This window comes from Tolypothrix sp. PCC 7712, assembly GCF_025860405.1.
In the GTDB taxonomy this organism is placed as follows: domain Bacteria; phylum Cyanobacteriota; class Cyanobacteriia; order Cyanobacteriales; family Nostocaceae; genus Aulosira; species Aulosira diplosiphon.
On the sequence record NZ_CP063785.1, the window covers coordinates 4,257,523 to 4,273,693 of the forward strand.

Here is a 16,171-nt window from a genome sequence, read left to right on the forward strand (position 1 = left end):
GGGGCTGGGGGTGAGGGCGAAACTACTGAAGATTTACTTTTCAGACTTCATCCTTGGAACTTCAGCCTTTTCACCCAGTGTCTTTGCCAAAGAATCGTGGCTAAGTTAATGAATAAACAAGTCATCGCCAGACATAACAAGATATAAGTTGGCAGCATCACTACACCAACTTCAAACCAAGTATATACGTGCCATACCATGATTAAAGCAAAAATGCTAGCAATTCCCGCCGATTGCCATACTTGATGTGATGGGCGATGAATTACCGTCAAGATAATTGTCAAGATTGTAGCTAATAGGTTTGCAGGGACAAGAAACGCACAAATACTGACGCAGTTGGCGCGAGAGAACTCAGCTAAGGTGTGGAAATCGAGCATCAAGTTGTTGGGATAATGTTCGCTTATACTAACAAATTTAATATATTTCAAAATAATTGAACTAACCTTAGCATGATATGAGAGTGAAGGAATCAATTGTGTAACATAATTTAAATTAATTACAGTATTTAAAAATGTTAATCAAATCATGAATTATTTTGATGGTGGGTAATCCCCACCATCACCAAATCATCCCATCAAAATTACTGTATCAATGACGTGAATTACACCATTATCAGCTTCGATATCGGCTGCTAAAACTGTGGCGTTTTTCACTTCAAATCCGTCAGAACAATCAATTTTAATCGGTGAACCTTCCACAGAAGTAACTGTTCCAAGTTTTGCTAAGTCAGCCTGCATCAGCTTTCCAGGCACTACATGAAATTTTAAAATCCTTGTTAACTGAGGAATATTTTGCACTAGAGTTTGAATAGTTCCTGCTGGTAACTTAGCAAAAGCATCATCAGTAGGAGCAAACACAGTAAACGGCCCAGGACTTTTTAATGTCTCTACTAAACCAGCAGCTTGTACAGCAGTTACTAAGGTTTTAAACGCGTCATTGCTAACGGCAATATCTACAATATCAGCCATTTATTTATCCTATATTTGTGTATGTCATCATAAAGGATAGTAAACCATTTTTAAGTTTTATTACACAAGCTGAGTAAAAAATTAGGTGCAATTATATAACACTTACACGCGAGTGTATTCTTGTTAGGTATCTCTTGATGATCAGCATAGAAAAATATCATTGTAGGTAAAATGTCCGAGCGTAGTTACGCCATTTTAGGCACTGGTGCATTAGGTGGTTTTTATGGTGCCAAGCTGCAAAAAGCTGGTTTAGATGTCCACTTTTTGCTGAGAAGTGATTATGAATATGTCAGTAAATCGGGTTTGGTGGTGGAATCAATTGATGGTGATTTCACCCTGACTCAAGTCAATGCCTACGATGATGTCGCCAAAATGCCACAATGCGATGTGGTGGTGGTGTCGCTGAAAACTACACAAAACCATTTACTACCGCAGATGTTACCGCCCGTGGTTAAGGAGAATGGGGTGGTGTTGGTGTTGCAAAATGGATTGGCGGTAGAAGAGGAAGTTGCTCAGATAGTTGATAATGTGACTATTATTGGTGGGTTGTGTTTTCTCTGTTCCAACAAAGTTGCAGATGGACATATCCGTCACCTGGACTATGGACAAATTACCTTGGGAGAATATGCTGCTAACTACAATCCGATGGGGATGACACCCAGGATGCAGCAAATAGCTGATGACTTTACTAATGCAGGTATCGCTATAGAGTTAACTGAAGACTTATTACTGGGGCGATGGAAAAAACTGGTGTGGAATATTCCCTATAATGGGTTGTCTGTAATTCTCAACGCCAGAACTGATGAGTTAATGGCGAATATGCACACCCGTGAGTTAGTTGAACAGGTGATGTATGAAGTTAGCGCTGGGGCGAAGACGGGGGGGAGGGTGATTGCTGAGAGTTTTATTCAAACTATGTTGGATTATACGGTGAAGATGAAGCCTTACCGTACCAGCATGAAGATTGATTATGATGAACGTCGCCCTTTGGAAGTGGAAGCGATTTTTGGGAATCCGTTACGGAAGGCGCAAGCCGCAGGGGTGGATTTACGGTTGATTCGGTGTTTGTATCAGCAGTTGAAGTTTTTGGATAGGGGGAATGGGTAATGGGGATTGGGGATTGGGGATTGGGGTAAAGCACCTGGGATGATTGGTGGTGCGTTGCGCTGCGCGACAACACACCCTACGGTTATACTTTTGACTGTTGACTGTTGACTGTTGACTGTTGACTCACCTCAAGGTTGCGAGGAGTTCGAGTACTACACCGTTTGTCCAGCCGAAGCCGACTTCGTTGGAACTGTAGCCAAAGCAGATTTCGTCGGAAACGTTGGCGGAACAGCGTTCTACGTCGTATTTTTCGACTAGGCTACCGCGACGCTCAAATTCTTTAATTACCATAGCTAAGAATTTGCGGGCGATGCGATCGCCTTCTTGATGATAGCCGTAACGGTGCAATCCTTGGACAGCAATTAATGTTAAGGGTGCCCAGCCAAAGGGTGCATCCCATTGGTTACCTGTAACGCGGGTGCTGGTAAATAATCCGCCTGGGGCTTCAAAGATGGAGAGATTTTCAACGACGCGTTTGGCTTGTGCGTCGGAAGCGACTCCCACCCACAGGGGATAAAAGGTGGTAGCAAATTCGTATTTGCGGCGTGTTTGAGTTTGAAAGTGATAGTCGAGATAAAGTCCCTGGGGTTCATCCCAAAGACATTGATCGATGCGATCGCGTCTGACTTCTGCGCGATCGCGCCATTGTTGGGCTAGTTGTTCGTTACCGAGAATATCATTGATTTGCGCCAAGTCTTGTTCCATTTGGTAAAGCAAGCTGTTGAGGCAGACGGGCGCATAATGGATAATATCAATACTAAAGGGGCCAAAGCGATTGCTGATATCAAAGCCAGATTCGCGCATGGTGCGATCGCCTTTGTAAAACAGATTGCTTAATTCGTCTGTTTCTCGGTCATAGTAAAGGCTGACATCATAATCTTCGATTTCAAATTTTTGGTAGTATTCTTTGACGCGTTCGTAGTGGTTTTTTCCTTCCTCATCGCGTTCGGAGAATAATACTTCTGGTGCTGGGCCTTCGCCTAAAGCATAATATCTGGATAACCCTGTGGCAGGGTTGAGGTGGGGCGGGACTACCCAGTAATAGTAAAATTGCTCTAATAGCGGTACTGTTGACCTCAGCCATTCTTCATCTTGGCTATGCTGAAACATTGCCAAAACCATGAGGCTGAGGACGGGGGGTTGCGATCGCGACAGCATATAAGTACGGTTGGCATTAAGGATTGTGCCGTAATGCTGTACTTGGTAAAGTAACTGATCAACTTGACTTTGGGCTAAATCCAATTCGCCATCACGTAATAAACCTAGCAAAATAAAGTAACTGTCCCAGCCGTACATTTCGTTAAAACGTCCGCCTGGAACAACGTAATCGCCGGGGAGATATAGCAATCCATGTTCTCGGATGGCTTCGGCTTCGGGGGGTAGGGTGCGAATTTCGATTTGGCGGACATCTTCTTTAGATAGCGATCGCTCTAAGACGGACTGAACATTGGGACAATCTTCTCTAGGGGAAATGTAGATAATCCAAGGGCTATCGGGTTTATGTTCTAGTTTGGCATCTTTGGCAGATTGCAGTAAATGTGAGTGCGATCGCCTTAGGGTTTTCCAGGTTTTTTTGATATATGTTCTGACAGCTTCAATTTGTTTGCTGGTAAATGGGGATTGGGTGGAAGTTTGAGGTGTCATAAGCAATTTATGGAAAATTTTTTCTCACGCAGAGGCGCGGAGGCGAATGGAAGAATTAAGCGCTAATGTTTGCGACAAATAAATTCTTTGTAGGGGCACGGCACCAGTAAGATAATTTGATACGCCACAAGATTGTGGATGCCGTGCCCATCTGTCGCATAATGGTATAAAAAATATTTCTCTGTGTTCTCTGCGCCTCTGTGGTTTTAATCAGGATGGGTTTAGTAATGCGAAACGTTTACAGTAACACTCATTACTCATTACTCATTACTCATTACTCATTACTCATTACTCACTAACAAAGCTACGGGAAAATGCGCCAGTGCTGCGCCGATAGATAATGTTCCTGTCGCTTCTAGGGATTGCTGAGTTAGCAGGTTTTTCCAGGTGGCGGAGGTTCCTTTAGGTAATTGCAGATGTGTATCTTGCCATACCGATTCGCCTAAGGGATATTCCTCAGGTTGAATAAGGCTGGTGAAAAAGCGTGGGGCGATCGCGATCGCTGTTTGATTTCCCTGCTGTCTGGCAAAGGCGATAATATGATCGGCATGGGTTCCCTGGATTTCTAAGGGGAGATATTCACCGTCTTGGAATAGTTGCAGGTAATCGATTCTGGCTTTTAGGGCTTGTACTGTTAAAAAGAGTTTGATTCTCCCATCGGTTTTGGCGGTGAGTAATTCCGCAATTAAGCCCAGAATGTCGGTTTTGATTTGCTGTTTGATGTCGCTTAAATAACTCTGGCGTTGTTCAAAATCTACGGGGCGACGGTTATCGGGATCTACTAAGCTGAGTTCCCAAAGTTCGGTTCCTTGGTAAAAGTCGGGTACGCCAGGGGCAACAATTTTTAGTAGAGTTTGAGAAAGGGAGTTGAAGATACCATAGTTGGCAATGCGCTGTTGAAATTCGCGGAAATCTGTGAGGAAGTCTTGGGAGATAGATGGATCTAGAACTTTCTCCACAAATGATGTACAAGCCTCTTCATACTCGCTATCGGGACGCAACCATGCTGTATGTACTTTGGCTTCCCGAATCGATTTAATGATGTATTCTTTCACCCTTTCTCCAAAGGTTGAATATTCATGTTCCGCGAAGGGAAACGCCCCGACTAAGGTTTGATAGAGAAAATATTCGTCATTGCGATCGGGCATAGTTGCATTTTTGCGCTTGCTTTTATGCCCTTGATTCATGCTACTCCACTTGTTAACTCGCTGTTCCCACTCATCAGGAATTTCTGACAGCACATTTAACCTAGCGCGCACATCTTCACCCCGCTTGGTGTCGTGGGTGGCGGTGGTGTTCATAGTATGGGGCCAAGTTTGTTGGTGCTTGTGGTTAAAATTATGGAATTCGCCCAGAGAAATACCAAAATGACTGGGATTTCCGCCGACTTCATTGAGGGAGATAAAGCAGTTGTAGGAATATAATGTGGTGTCTTCTACGCCTTTCGCCATCAAAGGCCCGGTGTATTGCTGCATCCGCATGACAAAATATAGCCATTGTTCCCGTTCTGTTTGCGTGAGGGAGTCATCAAACTCCAGTAGCATCAGCTTTTCAATGAAGTCCATTTCATGCTGTAACAAAGGCGCTTGGACTTTGGCTTGGCGAATTACTTCCTCAATGTAGGCGCGATCGCCTTCTTGAATGCCGTCAGGTGTAATATAGGTGCGGTAAATAGGGAAGAGAGTGAGAATTTCTGCGATCGCTCTTTTTAAGCCGTTGACTGTAAAATCATTGCCAAAGCGATATTTGCTGGAAATATTCTTTAACAAAATCGCTAAATTATCAACGTCTCCTGCTAAATTCTTTTCTAGAATCAGGTGCTTATTCTTGTTGACAAGGGATGCATAATCTACTTTATTACCGATAAATTTCTGATAAATTTGCTCAAATTCTGACTCGTTTGCTGATTGACAGAATACGCCATTGATATAGTTTAAAAAGTCATAACCAGATGTACCTGCAATTCTCCAGTTTTCTGGCAAATCTTCTGTGAGTTCCAAGATTTTTTCAACAGTGATATAGACATCACCCATTTTTTCTTGCAGTCTTTCTAAATATTGGCTGGGGTTATAAAGTCCGTCAATATGGTCAATGCGTAAGCCTGTAAATTTGCCTTCTGCTACTAACTTTTGAATTAAGCTATGGGTGTTATTAAAAACCCGCAGTTCTTCAACTTTCACCGAAATCAGTTCATTGACGGTAAAGAAGCGACGATAGTTCATTTCTTCCGCGCCAACTTTCCAAAAAGCGAGGCGATAAAATTGCTCTTTGAGGATGTCATCGAGCAAATTAAAGCTTTCGGAATTACCTGGTTCGCCGTTGAATGTTTTCAGGTTATCGTCAATGAACTCGCGGATATCATCGTTAGTAGTATATAGTTCCCAAACTAAACCTTTAATAAAGGCGATTTGGTCTTGACGCTGTTTACCAGCCACCTCAGAAGGGACGTTTTTCAGAATGTAGAGAATCCCTAATAATTTAATAAAATCGGGATGATTGCGTCCTAAAGTCCGGGTAAGTCTGCCCAGATTATAAGTGAGGAATTTGGTGTAAGATTCTAACCGCAGGGGCAATTTTAAACTGTAATAATTAACAGTTAACCCGTTTTGTTCATATTGCAATTGAATGTCTCCCTTTTCTAGGGAAACACCATAAAAGTCTCCCAGCAAAGGTGCGAGTATGCGCTGTTCGCGATCGCCAAAGGGTACATTCCAGCATAAATCGAAGTAGTCGGTATAGCTGGAATCTGGGCCATGTTCTAATACATCCATTAAGTAGGCGTTTTCGCTACTATAAGCCATGTGGTTAGGTACAATGTCTTGTAACCATCCCATACCAAGGGATTGGAGTTCGCTGACTAAGGCTTCAAAGGATTCTGTACTACCTAATTCGGGATTAAGTTGAGCAGCATCTACTACATCATAGCCATGCGTACTACCGGATCTAGCTTTGAAGATAGGGGAGGCGTATAAATCGGAGATACCTAAATCAGCCAAGTAAGCTGCGATCGCTTTGGCGTTGTCAAAGTTAAATTGCGATGTAAATTGAATTCGATATGTAGCTTTAGGAATTCGCATAATATTGACTTGTAAATAGTGTTGACTGTTGACGGATGACTGTTGACTGGGAAGAGAGATTTTTATGCGTGCTGGTGTACGCAGTTCATGATGACTGTTGTTTGAATTGATAAATTTGAATTAGATTATGTCTTTGCGTCTTTGCGCCTTGGCGTGAGATTTCTTTTAAACGAACCACAGAGACGCAGAGAACACAGAGAAGAAGAGAAATTAAGACTCTAATTCATACAGCACTAAACTGTGAGGTTGCAGTTGCAATTCTTGTCCTACAGCTAAATTATTCGGTGCTGGTGAACCAGGGCCAGACCATAATGTATCGGCTGAGTCTAATTTTTTATGAGCAGTGCTTTCAATTGGTAAAGTTAATGTTATGGGAGATTGATTAAAATTCATGGCAAATATTACTTGATTGGCTTCACTCCAACGCCGCACTATCACTAATTGTTTCTCTTCATTGCTAGTTGCTTCGATGCAATTGCGGTCTTTTTTCAAAAGTGCGGGATGGGTTTTGCGCCAATTAATTAACTCACGATGCCAATCTAATAAAACCTTGTGCTTACCTTCGTTACGTAATTGCCAGTTGAGTTTACAATTCAAAAATGTTTCTGCTGATTCTGGATCTGGTGGATCTTCATCATAGTGAAACGCTGCAAATTCTTGTTTACGCCCTGCCCTGACTGCTTGAATTAAATCAGGGTCGGAGTGACTCACAAAATACATGAAAGGTGCAGTTTCGCCGTATTCTTCACCCATGAATAATAAAGGTAAGTAAGGCGATAGCAGCACAGCACCAGCAGCTAATTTTAATCCTTCAAAAGAAATGCGATTCCACAGGCGATCGCCCTTCATTTGATTGCCGATTTGGTCGTGATTTTGGATGCAAACGGAAAATTGAAATGGCGGGCGATCGCGGCAGGGAATACCATGAAATCGTTTACGATGGGGCGCGTATAGCCAATCGTAGACGAAGGTATCTTGGTAAGCTTTGGCTAGTTGAGCGCATTCACCATAATCTTGATAATATCCTTGGCGATCGCCTGTTAACAATGCGTGTAATGCGTGGTGAAAGTCATCACTCCACTGTGCATCCAGCCCATAACCACCCAATTCTGGTGGGCGGATGATTTGGGGATTATTTAAGTCACTTTCGGCAATTAAATAGCGTTTGCAATTAGCATTCTGGCAAAAGTGATGTACTGCTTCCGCTAATTCCCACAGAAAATGTTTTGCGCCTAAATCGTAAATCGCCTGAATTGCATCCAGCCGCAAAGCATCAATATGAAATTCTCCCAACCAATACAGCGCATTTTGGATGAAATAGTGACGCACACCTTGACTGTGGGCATCATCGAAATTCATTGCATTGCCCCAAGGGGTTTTATAGGTTTTAGTAAAATAAGGCGCAAATTGACCCATATAGTTACCTTCTGGGCCAAAGTGGTTATAAACCACATCCAGCACTACCGCAATCCCATGTTGATGACAAGCATTCACCAGTTCCTTTAAATCGGCTGGTGTACCGTAGGAATTTTGCACAGCAAAAGGGTAAACGCCATCATAACCCCAGTTCCGGTATGCTAAATCCGGTTGAATATGGGTATCGCCGGGGAACTGGGCAATAGGCATAAGTTCAATAGCGTTAATTCCCACTTCTCTAAGTTCCGCCAACCGGGGAATAATCGCTTTAAAAGTACCTTCCGGTGTAAATGTGCCTACGTGAAGTTCATAGAAAATCATCGCTTCTAAAGGCACACCAGTCCAGTTGTCATCTGTCCAATTAAACTGCGGATCGATTACCTGCGAGGGGCCGTGAACTCCTTCGGGTTGATAGTGTGATGCAGGATCGGCAAAAGCATTTTCGCCATCCAAAACATAGCGATAAAGCGTATCAGGATAGACATCATTTATTTTGATTTGCCAGTATCCCGCTTCTATATGAGGTTTGAGCGGAATTATTTGTTCTTGTGGTGATAAAATTTGCAGCGCCACGCTATTTAGTGTAGGCGACCAAACTGTAAACTCACACTCTCCGTTACCCAAGTAGTTAGCACCAGTCCTCACGCAGTATCCTCCCGTTAGATAATGTGTGCCGAATTGTGGCTTGACTTTTGGTTATGCCAATTCTGCAAAATCTAGGAACAGATTTAATGTTTAGAAAATCATATTTAATCTGACTTTCTAAATTACAAAATAGGAATTGGTAAGCAAAAAATCCTGCCAGATAGCATCATGGATTGTCTAGCAGAGAATTTACCAGCACCCACAGGCGGATTTTTTTCAGCCGAAAAGCTTGTCTATTCACCTATATAGAGAATATTCATGAAAAAAACTCTATCGAATTGAGTAATTTGCTCAAATTACTTGATATTGGCTGGCAAATCAAGAATCAGTACCCATGAGAAAATGCAATTATGAGCATCTCTAGATGAGTACAGCAATATTCACATGATTGATCACGACCGTTTATTTAAAGAACTAATTTCTACATTCTTTCTCGAATTTTTAGAATTATTCTTTCCCCAGGTAATGGCTTATCTAGAACCTGAATCATTAAAATTTCTAGACAAAGAAGTATTTACCGATGTTACTGCTGGCGAACAATACGAAGCCGATTTAGTAGCACAAATCAGATTCCGAGAACAAGAGACATTTTTTCTCGTCCATATCGAAAACCAATCCTACCCCCAAGCTGATTTTGGGCGGAGAATGTTTCGATATTTTGCGCGCTTATTTGAAAAGCACGCATTACCTGTATATCCCATCGTTATATTTTCTTACGACACCCCACGCACACCCCAAACGAATATTTACCGTGTCGAGTTTCCCGACAAAACAGTTTTAGAATTTAACTATGGGGTAGTTCAACTCAATCAATTAAACTGGCGTGACTTTTTACAACAAGAAAACCCCGTAGCCAGCGCCCTCATGGCTAAAATGAATATAGCACCCTCAGAACGTCCCCGAGTCAAGTCTGAATGCTTGCGTTTGTTAGCAACTTTACGACTTGATCCAGCCAGAATGAAAATGATTTCTGGCTTTGTTGATACTTATCTCAAGTTAAACGCAGCAGAACAAGAGATTTTTAAAACTGAGATTGCTAAATTTGAACCAGTCAAACAAGAGGTAGTTATGGAAATTGTTACTAGTTGGCAATTAGAAGGCAAACAGGAAATAATTATACGTCAACTAAACCGGAAAGTTGGTGCGATCACACCGAAATTACAAGAAAAGATTCTCGAATTACCTAATACCCAATTAGAAGATTTAGGCGAAGCGTTGTTAGATTTTAATAGTCAAGAAGATTTAGTAAATTGGTTGCAGGCAGTGTGAGGGTAAAATCAAGTCAACTAAAACTGAATCAGCAAAACACGAGTTAAGTTATGGAAATTGTTACTAGTTGGCAATTAGAAGGCAAACAGGAAATAATTATGCGCCAACTTAACCGGAAAGTAGGTGCGATCGCACTGGAATTGCAAGAAAAAATTCTCCAATTACCTAATACCCAATTAGAAGATTTAGGCGAAGCTTTGTTAGATTTTACTAGCCAAGAGGATTTAGTCAATTGGTTGCAGGGATTGTCAGAGTAAAATAATTGGCGATCGCACTCACTAAATTGTTCCCAAAAACGAAATTCAAGTGGGGTTAATTCGCTTTGCTATCCAATAAAATAATGATGGTAAATATCTTTTAAAATACACCATCAAAATATCAGCACCGCCAATATAAACTTCTTGCTGCTGGCGATAAATACTTTTGATAATTTTTTGCGCGCAAATCTCAGCCGTCATCCCTTTTGCTTGCCCTTCATCCATTTGCTGATGTAAACTGCCATCAGCAGTTAAAGCATTTGATGAAATATTAGTTTTAATTCGCCCAGGACAAACTATAGTAATAAAAATATTATTTTCTGGTTTTAATTCTATCTGTAATGTTTCAAACCATCCATGTAGCGCGTGTTTTGAGGCTGCATAGGCTGAACGTAGCGGAAAGCCAAATTTTCCTACGAGGCTGGAAGTCACCGCAATTTGTCCGCCACCTTGTTTAATCATATATGGCAGAACTTTTTTAGTTATATTAATCGTGCCAAAATAGTTGACTTCCATAATTTTTCTGTCAACTATTTCCTGAGTATCAACAGCTAAAGAACGTTGGCTAATACCTGCATTATTTACTAATATATCTACTTTGCCATAATGATTTATAGCTGTATTAACTGCATTTTCTACGGCTATATTATTGGTAATATCCAAGGGAATAATTAAACATTCGCTCTTGATTTGCTGTTTAACTCTTTGTAATTCCGTTTCTTTTCTTGAGGAAATAATTAGCTTTGCACCTTGATTAGCAAATTGGTAAGCTAATGCTTCCCCAATCCCAGAAGATGCGCCAGTAATCCAAACAACTTTATCTAAAAAAAGCATTTTCAAAATTATAAACTACGAATTATAGCCTTTCTTATACCAATTTTAAAAAAGAATGCGACAGATGCGTAGGTTGGGTTAAACGGAGTGAAACCCAACATATACAAGGCGTTGGGGTGTTGGGTTTCGTTCCTCAACCCAACCTACATTTGCAGCGATCATTCTTCAAATTGGTATTAATCTATTGAATTACAAATAAATTTATCTGCGTCCATCAACTTTTGAATAGCAATGCGGTGAGATTACAAGCAATGTAACCAATCGCCCAAGGAGATTTATCCTTCAACAGCAATAGTACCTGATTTAGGGTTTCTGGTAGAGTCGCACCATACAACCGCCAAAGATTTTCTCGCAGTTGATGCAAAATGCGATCGCCTACAATATCATCACTACCAGGACGCAGTAACCAATGGGTTCGCAAAAGCTTAAAATGATGAATCTCAAGAGTCTGCGCTACCTGTTGCATCTCTTTTGCAGCCTGTTCTACCAATTCATCGGTGACGATTTTCATTACTAAGGGTTGCAAGGTAAATGAGGCTTCTCCCATACCCACCCATTTTTCTAAAAGCGATCGCCTTTCTAATGCCATAATTGCTTCTAACACCATCGCTGGATCGATGGATATCAGCAGATGAGTTTGTAAACGCGAGAATGATACAGGTTCTTGCCAAATAGCTAGCCAATAGAGAATATCTTGTTGTAATTCCGATAATTGCTGGAATTGTTGTTTCAAGATAAAACGTAAGCGATCGCCAATTACTAGGGTATTCTGACTCAAAAATGCCGTAATATTCCCTGCAAACACAGACTCAATTAATGAGGTGACAAGTTTCAGCGCTAGAGGATTTCCGCGATAAAGTTGAATTAACGCTGAGATTCCCAGTTGTTTAGTGGTAAAGCCTCTAGATTGCAATAGTTCTAAAGCCTCAGTTTTTGGTAAACCCTTGAGGCTTACACAGCTAACTGTTTGATTGTTGATTTCAATCGCGCTTGGTTGTTCGCGACTGGTAATCAGGATGCAACTTTGATGGCGATCGCGGCTAATTTTTTGGATAAATTGAGTATATTCTGGCGGCGACAAAACCCCATCTAAGCCATCGAGGATTAGCAGACAGCGACGTTTGTGCAAGTGGTGTAAAAGTTGTGCTGTTCCTTGCTGAATATCATGAATAACAGTTTCCTCAAAGTTATGCACCAGCGCATCCAGCAAAGAGATTAGGGAAGGTACAGTAGAAAGCGATCGCCAAATTAAACAATCAAATTTTGACTGCATCCAATCCGCCAAAGCCAACGCCAAAGCAGTTTTACCAATCCCCGCAATTCCAACAATAGTAACTACTTTACAACCAGCTAAAATCCATTGTTCTAGCTGCTGCAATTCCTGATTGCGTCCATAAAAGCTTTCTACATCAGGTGCATCATGCCAATCAATGTAAGGATTAGAGAAGTCTGCAATAACTTCCAATTCTAGCCCAGAAGCATCTGCGATCGCTTCCCAATCGGTAATCCCCACAGCTTCGCAAATAGCAATGAAAATTTCGCGTTGAATGCGATCGCCTTGCCAAAATCGACGTAAAGTAGCTCTAGAAGTATGGGCATCTTGCCACCATCGCGCCGTACTGGTTTTCGTCCATCCTAGACGTTGGCGCGCCTTGTCTACAATTGTTAATCCTGCTGTCGATGCCCTCAGTGAGTTTGACATACAATTTTTATATAATGTCCGATAAATTACAGTGTTTTTTAAGTAAATAAAACAGATAGCTAGAGTAAAACAATATTTGTTTCCCTACAATCGACGATAAGCTTTACCTAGCAAACTTGCAATTTGCTGTATAAAAACTCAACTCACAAGCAGATGCAGTTTCCAAGTCATGGCGGCACTGTGTCCTGTTTCTCTCCACCAATAAAGTAATAAAGTTTACCGCCGACATTTTATAAATTTGTATTCAAGACTTTAAATTTAAATATCCGGACTCAAATCTTTAGTAAGAGAAAATTATTTTGTGATAATTTCTTCAATATTGTGTTGTTGAATTCGTTGATGAATTAACCCATTAGCAGGAGGTTATCCAGCAGTAAATCATTTTATTTTAGTAATGGTCAGACCAATACAACATGGTTTGAACTAGCATTTATGGTAGAGAGGTATAAATCATGTTGAACTTGATATTTACCCGCTTTTTAAAAGTAACAGCCTTGGGTTTTTCCACAGCTTTTTTATTAGCAGGTCAAAATGCTGTTAATGCTCAACAAATTCCTAGTTTAACGCCACAACAAGCGCAACATTTATCTCGTGACTTAGTACCATCAAGTTCCGAGCAATTTTTTAGACAAGGGCAATATTTGATGGAGAGAGAAATTCAAAATCTCCAAACAAGACAACTTGAACAGAAGGAACCTGTACTCAAGATAAACTCGATACAGCAGATTAAAAAAGACAATCTACCTAGCAAAAACCCTAATACATTACCCAATTGATAATTAGGATTCTTGCGAGTAAAATTGCCCATAACTTTTAGTATTTGTATAGTAGAGTAGCACTTACTCAAGTAAACGTTGTTGCCCAGATCCCCGACTTTTTGAAAAAGTCGGGGATCTAAATCTCGCTAAAATACTTGATATTCATTGGAAGTCGGCGGGAAACTCCATCCCCTTGTGGGTGGAGAGGGATAGCCGCCCGCCGACTTGGGGCATTGGGCATTGGGCATTGGGAACTCTTACCCATGCCCCATTACCCCTTATCCCCAGAGGGGGCCCCGAGTTCCCCATTCCCGATGCCCTAAAACTCCATCCCCTTGTGGGTGGAGTTTTTCATTTGTAGGGTGCGTTAGCCTTTGGCGTAACGCACCTGTGTATTTCATCAATCAAATACTATTTTTATAACAAAATGCCAGCGAGTGATTATTTACCATATTCATGGTCATACTCAATTTTACCGTAGTCTAACTTGATGACCCGATCCGCTAAATGGAAATAGCGATCGTCGTGGCTAATTGCAATCACCGTTTTACCTTTAGCTCGCAATTCTGCTAATAGCTGAGTGTAAAATATTTCTTTGAATAATGGGTCTTGGTCTGCTGCCCATTCATCAAATAGATAAATTGGTCTATCTTCTAATAAAGCTGTGAGTAAAGCTAACCTTTTACGCTGTCCTTGAGAAAGAGAAGTGGTAGAAAGTTTGCCATTTTCTACTTTTACTTTATGGTCAAGTTGCAGTTGCTTCAAGTATTTTGTAGCTTGAATATCTAAATCAGGATTTTCTATGCCTAAAAGTTCATCAAATAAATAGAAATCAGAAAACACTACAGAAAAATGCTGGCGATACCATTCTCGATTTTGTTCGTTAATTGGCTCACCATCTAATAAAATCTCTCCTTTTTCAGGGATGTAGAGTCCAGTAATCAGCTTTGCCAGAGTCGATTTACCGCTACCATTACCGCCTACAATAAATACCAATTCTTGCGGAGACAATTTTAAATCAATAGGGCCAAGAATAAAGCTACTATCTTCTTGCTCGGTGTAATATGTATGGCTAATTCCCTTCAGTTTTAGAGTCTGCCAAGTAGATTTAAACTTGGGCGGTACTGTTGTCGATACTTCCGCACGACTAGCTAAAGATAAACCCAGAGATTCTATCTTTTGCAAAGCGACATTAGCTTTGCTGATTTGGGGCAGATTGTTGATAATATTATCCATTGGCAACATCAAATAAGTAAAGGTCAAGATGAAGCCAGAGAGAGTTTGTGGACTAATAGTTAGTAGTTTAGGTAATGCAAACAGTAAAAAACCGATCGCAAAAAAGAACAGCAACTTTCCCCAGCTTGTAGTGGTAGCAAATAGGGTAAGTCCTTGGACATTGTGATTGCGGAAATTATCGGCTGTGGTTTGGAGGTTTTTGGTTAAAAATATTTGACGGCGTTGATAATTAAGTTTAAGTTCCTTAACTCCCCCAGTGATGGTGCCTAAATGCTTAAATAAAACATCTTGATCCTCACGTGCTAACGCCAGCAATTTCTCGCCTTTATTCAACAACCATTGGCAGCTGCCTACACCTACCAGCATCAAAACAATAACGGAGAACAGTACAATCCAAGATAGCCAAGTAATATATACCAGACAACCCAAAACCATTGAAATATCAATGCAGAGGAAAGGAATGATATACACCGCATTCGCTACAGCTTGTACATCCTCTGTGAGAGTTGCTAATAGTCGAGGATTGCCTAAATGTTCTAAATGGCTTAACTCCGAACCCAGTATTTGACGGCTTAAACCCATCCGTAATTGCAAGATGGCATTTTGTGAGAGGCGAACCAACATCACCTGAGAAATGATACTGGTAACTAATGCAATTATGGACAAACCAACAAAGCCCCAAGCTATAACTGTTAGGGGTGACGAGGTACCGGGATTAGCAGCAGAACTAATGAGGGCAATTAATCCCGCACTACTACCACCACTCAGGAATCCAGTAACGATCGCGATCGCAACAAGTCCCCATGAAGAACGTAAAAGAAAATAAATCAGATTCATGAAATATAATTACCGATTGCTGGCTAGCGCTCTCCAGGGGTAAGAAAGAAATGGATATTGTTAACCCTTTATTATTCCATTCTATAAACAGAATTTATCAGTTTTTCAGGCACAGCAATAGTTTCAGGGAACAAGATCTGCCTGCTACTTGTCAAACGAATGGTTCATAAAATAAGGTCGTCATGGGGAATGGGGACTGGAGACTGGGGACTGGGGACTGGGGACTGGGGACTGGGTAATGGGTAATGGGTAATGGGTAATAGGTAATTGGGTTTTGCTATTTCTCCCTCATCCCCCTCATCCCCCTCATCCCCCTCATCTCCCTCATCCCCCTCATCTCCCTCATCCCCCTCATCCCCCTCACCTCCCTCATCTCCCTCATCCGCCCGACTTGCTTCTCCTCACCAACTCCCAATGATCA

Annotated in this window: 14 protein-coding genes; 4 read left to right on the forward strand and 10 right to left on the reverse strand. The window is 41.3% G+C overall.

Features of this window, described 5'->3' with window-relative positions; translation table 11 throughout:
- Positions 1-47 precede the first annotated feature (47 nt).
- Positions 48-377 (reverse strand): hypothetical protein, encoded by a 330-nt coding sequence (locus HGR01_RS17690; protein ID WP_045867370.1) that lies wholly within the window; start codon positions 375-377, stop codon positions 48-50.
- A 189-nt stretch (positions 378-566) separates the two neighbouring features.
- Positions 567-968, reverse strand: coding sequence for a fasciclin domain-containing protein (locus tag HGR01_RS17695; protein WP_045867371.1), 402 nt, complete (start codon positions 966-968; stop codon positions 567-569).
- 171 nt (positions 969-1,139) lie between these two features.
- Here HGR01_RS17695 and HGR01_RS17700 point away from each other — a divergent pair, with 171 nt between their 5' ends.
- Positions 1,140-2,075: a putative 2-dehydropantoate 2-reductase gene (locus HGR01_RS17700; protein ID WP_045867372.1), complete on the forward strand. Its 936-nt coding sequence runs from the start codon at positions 1,140-1,142 to the stop codon at positions 2,073-2,075.
- 123 nt (positions 2,076-2,198) lie between these two features.
- On the opposite strand, the gene HGR01_RS17705 is transcribed toward HGR01_RS17700, so the two are convergent.
- From HGR01_RS17705 to treZ, 3 genes are all read right to left on the reverse strand, one after another.
- Positions 2,199-3,719, reverse strand: coding sequence for a trehalase family glycosidase (locus HGR01_RS17705; protein ID WP_045867373.1), 1,521 nt, complete (start codon positions 3,717-3,719; stop codon positions 2,199-2,201).
- 281 nt (positions 3,720-4,000) lie between these two features.
- The gene (gene treY, locus HGR01_RS17710; protein ID WP_045867374.1) at positions 4,001-6,796 is read right to left on the reverse strand and encodes a malto-oligosyltrehalose synthase; all 2,796 of its coding nucleotides are present in this window, start codon (positions 6,794-6,796) and stop codon (positions 4,001-4,003) included.
- A 210-nt stretch (positions 6,797-7,006) separates the two neighbouring features.
- The gene (gene treZ / locus HGR01_RS17715) at positions 7,007-8,857 is read right to left on the reverse strand and encodes a malto-oligosyltrehalose trehalohydrolase (RefSeq protein ID WP_045867375.1); all 1,851 of its coding nucleotides are present in this window, start codon (positions 8,855-8,857) and stop codon (positions 7,007-7,009) included.
- A 384-nt stretch (positions 8,858-9,241) separates the two neighbouring features.
- On the opposite strand from treZ, the gene HGR01_RS17720 reads away from it, so the two are divergent.
- Positions 9,242-10,126 carry a DUF4351 domain-containing protein gene (locus tag HGR01_RS17720; protein ID WP_045867376.1) on the forward strand — a complete coding sequence of 295 codons (885 nt, stop codon included), beginning with the start codon at positions 9,242-9,244 and terminating at the stop codon, positions 10,124-10,126.
- A 50-nt stretch (positions 10,127-10,176) separates the two neighbouring features.
- Positions 10,177-10,383 carry a DUF4351 domain-containing protein gene (locus HGR01_RS17725; RefSeq protein ID WP_052335019.1) on the forward strand — a complete coding sequence of 69 codons (207 nt, stop codon included), beginning with the start codon at positions 10,177-10,179 and terminating at the stop codon, positions 10,381-10,383.
- Between the two features lie 45 nt (positions 10,384-10,428).
- On the opposite strand, the gene HGR01_RS17730 is transcribed toward HGR01_RS17725, so the two are convergent.
- Positions 10,429-11,217, reverse strand: a complete 789-nt coding sequence (locus HGR01_RS17730) for an SDR family oxidoreductase (RefSeq protein WP_045867377.1) — start codon at positions 11,215-11,217, stop codon at positions 10,429-10,431.
- 214 nt (positions 11,218-11,431) lie between these two features.
- Positions 11,432-12,919: an NB-ARC domain-containing protein gene (locus HGR01_RS17735; protein WP_045867378.1), complete on the reverse strand. Its 1,488-nt coding sequence runs from the start codon at positions 12,917-12,919 to the stop codon at positions 11,432-11,434.
- Between the two features lie 452 nt (positions 12,920-13,371).
- Here HGR01_RS17735 and HGR01_RS17740 point away from each other — a divergent pair, with 452 nt between their 5' ends.
- The gene (locus HGR01_RS17740; protein ID WP_045867379.1) at positions 13,372-13,695 is read left to right on the forward strand and encodes a hypothetical protein; all 324 of its coding nucleotides are present in this window, start codon (positions 13,372-13,374) and stop codon (positions 13,693-13,695) included.
- Between the two features lie 118 nt (positions 13,696-13,813).
- On the opposite strand, the gene HGR01_RS17745 is transcribed toward HGR01_RS17740, so the two are convergent.
- The 3 genes from HGR01_RS17745 to HGR01_RS17755 all read right to left on the reverse strand — a co-directional run bounded on the left by HGR01_RS17745 (position 13,814) and on the right by HGR01_RS17755 (position 16,165).
- A complete protein-coding gene (locus HGR01_RS17745) occupies positions 13,814-13,942 on the reverse strand; it encodes a hypothetical protein (RefSeq protein WP_264267016.1) in 129 nt (42 codons plus the stop codon).
- A gap of 176 nt (positions 13,943-14,118) precedes the next feature.
- On the reverse strand, positions 14,119-15,750 hold the full coding sequence (locus HGR01_RS17750; protein ID WP_045867380.1) for a cyclic peptide export ABC transporter: 1,632 nt from the start codon (positions 15,748-15,750) through the stop codon (positions 14,119-14,121).
- A gap of 277 nt (positions 15,751-16,027) precedes the next feature.
- Positions 16,028-16,165, reverse strand: a complete 138-nt coding sequence (locus HGR01_RS17755; RefSeq protein ID WP_210403051.1) for a hypothetical protein — start codon at positions 16,163-16,165, stop codon at positions 16,028-16,030.
- Positions 16,166-16,171 lie beyond the last annotated feature (6 nt).

Coding starts and splice junctions, on each gene's coding strand:
- HGR01_RS17695 (WP_045867371.1), bottom strand. CDS start 968: ATGGCTGATATTGTAGATATTGCCGTTAGCAATGACGCGTTTAAAACC.
- HGR01_RS17745 (WP_264267016.1), bottom strand. CDS start 13,942: ATGGGTAAGAGTTCCCAATGCCCAATGCCCAATGCCCCAAGTCGGCGG.
- treY (WP_045867374.1), bottom strand. CDS start 6,796: ATGCGAATTCCTAAAGCTACATATCGAATTCAATTTACATCGCAATTT.
- HGR01_RS17740 (WP_045867379.1), top strand. CDS start 13,372: ATGTTGAACTTGATATTTACCCGCTTTTTAAAAGTAACAGCCTTGGGT.
- HGR01_RS17690 (WP_045867370.1), bottom strand. CDS start 377: ATGCTCGATTTCCACACCTTAGCTGAGTTCTCTCGCGCCAACTGCGTC.
- HGR01_RS17720 (WP_045867376.1), top strand. CDS start 9,242: ATGATTGATCACGACCGTTTATTTAAAGAACTAATTTCTACATTCTTT.
- HGR01_RS17700 (WP_045867372.1), top strand. CDS start 1,140: ATGTCCGAGCGTAGTTACGCCATTTTAGGCACTGGTGCATTAGGTGGT.
- HGR01_RS17705 (WP_045867373.1), bottom strand. CDS start 3,719: ATGACACCTCAAACTTCCACCCAATCCCCATTTACCAGCAAACAAATT.
- HGR01_RS17725 (WP_052335019.1), top strand. CDS start 10,177: ATGGAAATTGTTACTAGTTGGCAATTAGAAGGCAAACAGGAAATAATT.
- HGR01_RS17730 (WP_045867377.1), bottom strand. CDS start 11,217: ATGCTTTTTTTAGATAAAGTTGTTTGGATTACTGGCGCATCTTCTGGG.
- HGR01_RS17750 (WP_045867380.1), bottom strand. CDS start 15,750: ATGAATCTGATTTATTTTCTTTTACGTTCTTCATGGGGACTTGTTGCG.
- HGR01_RS17735 (WP_045867378.1), bottom strand. CDS start 12,919: ATGTCAAACTCACTGAGGGCATCGACAGCAGGATTAACAATTGTAGAC.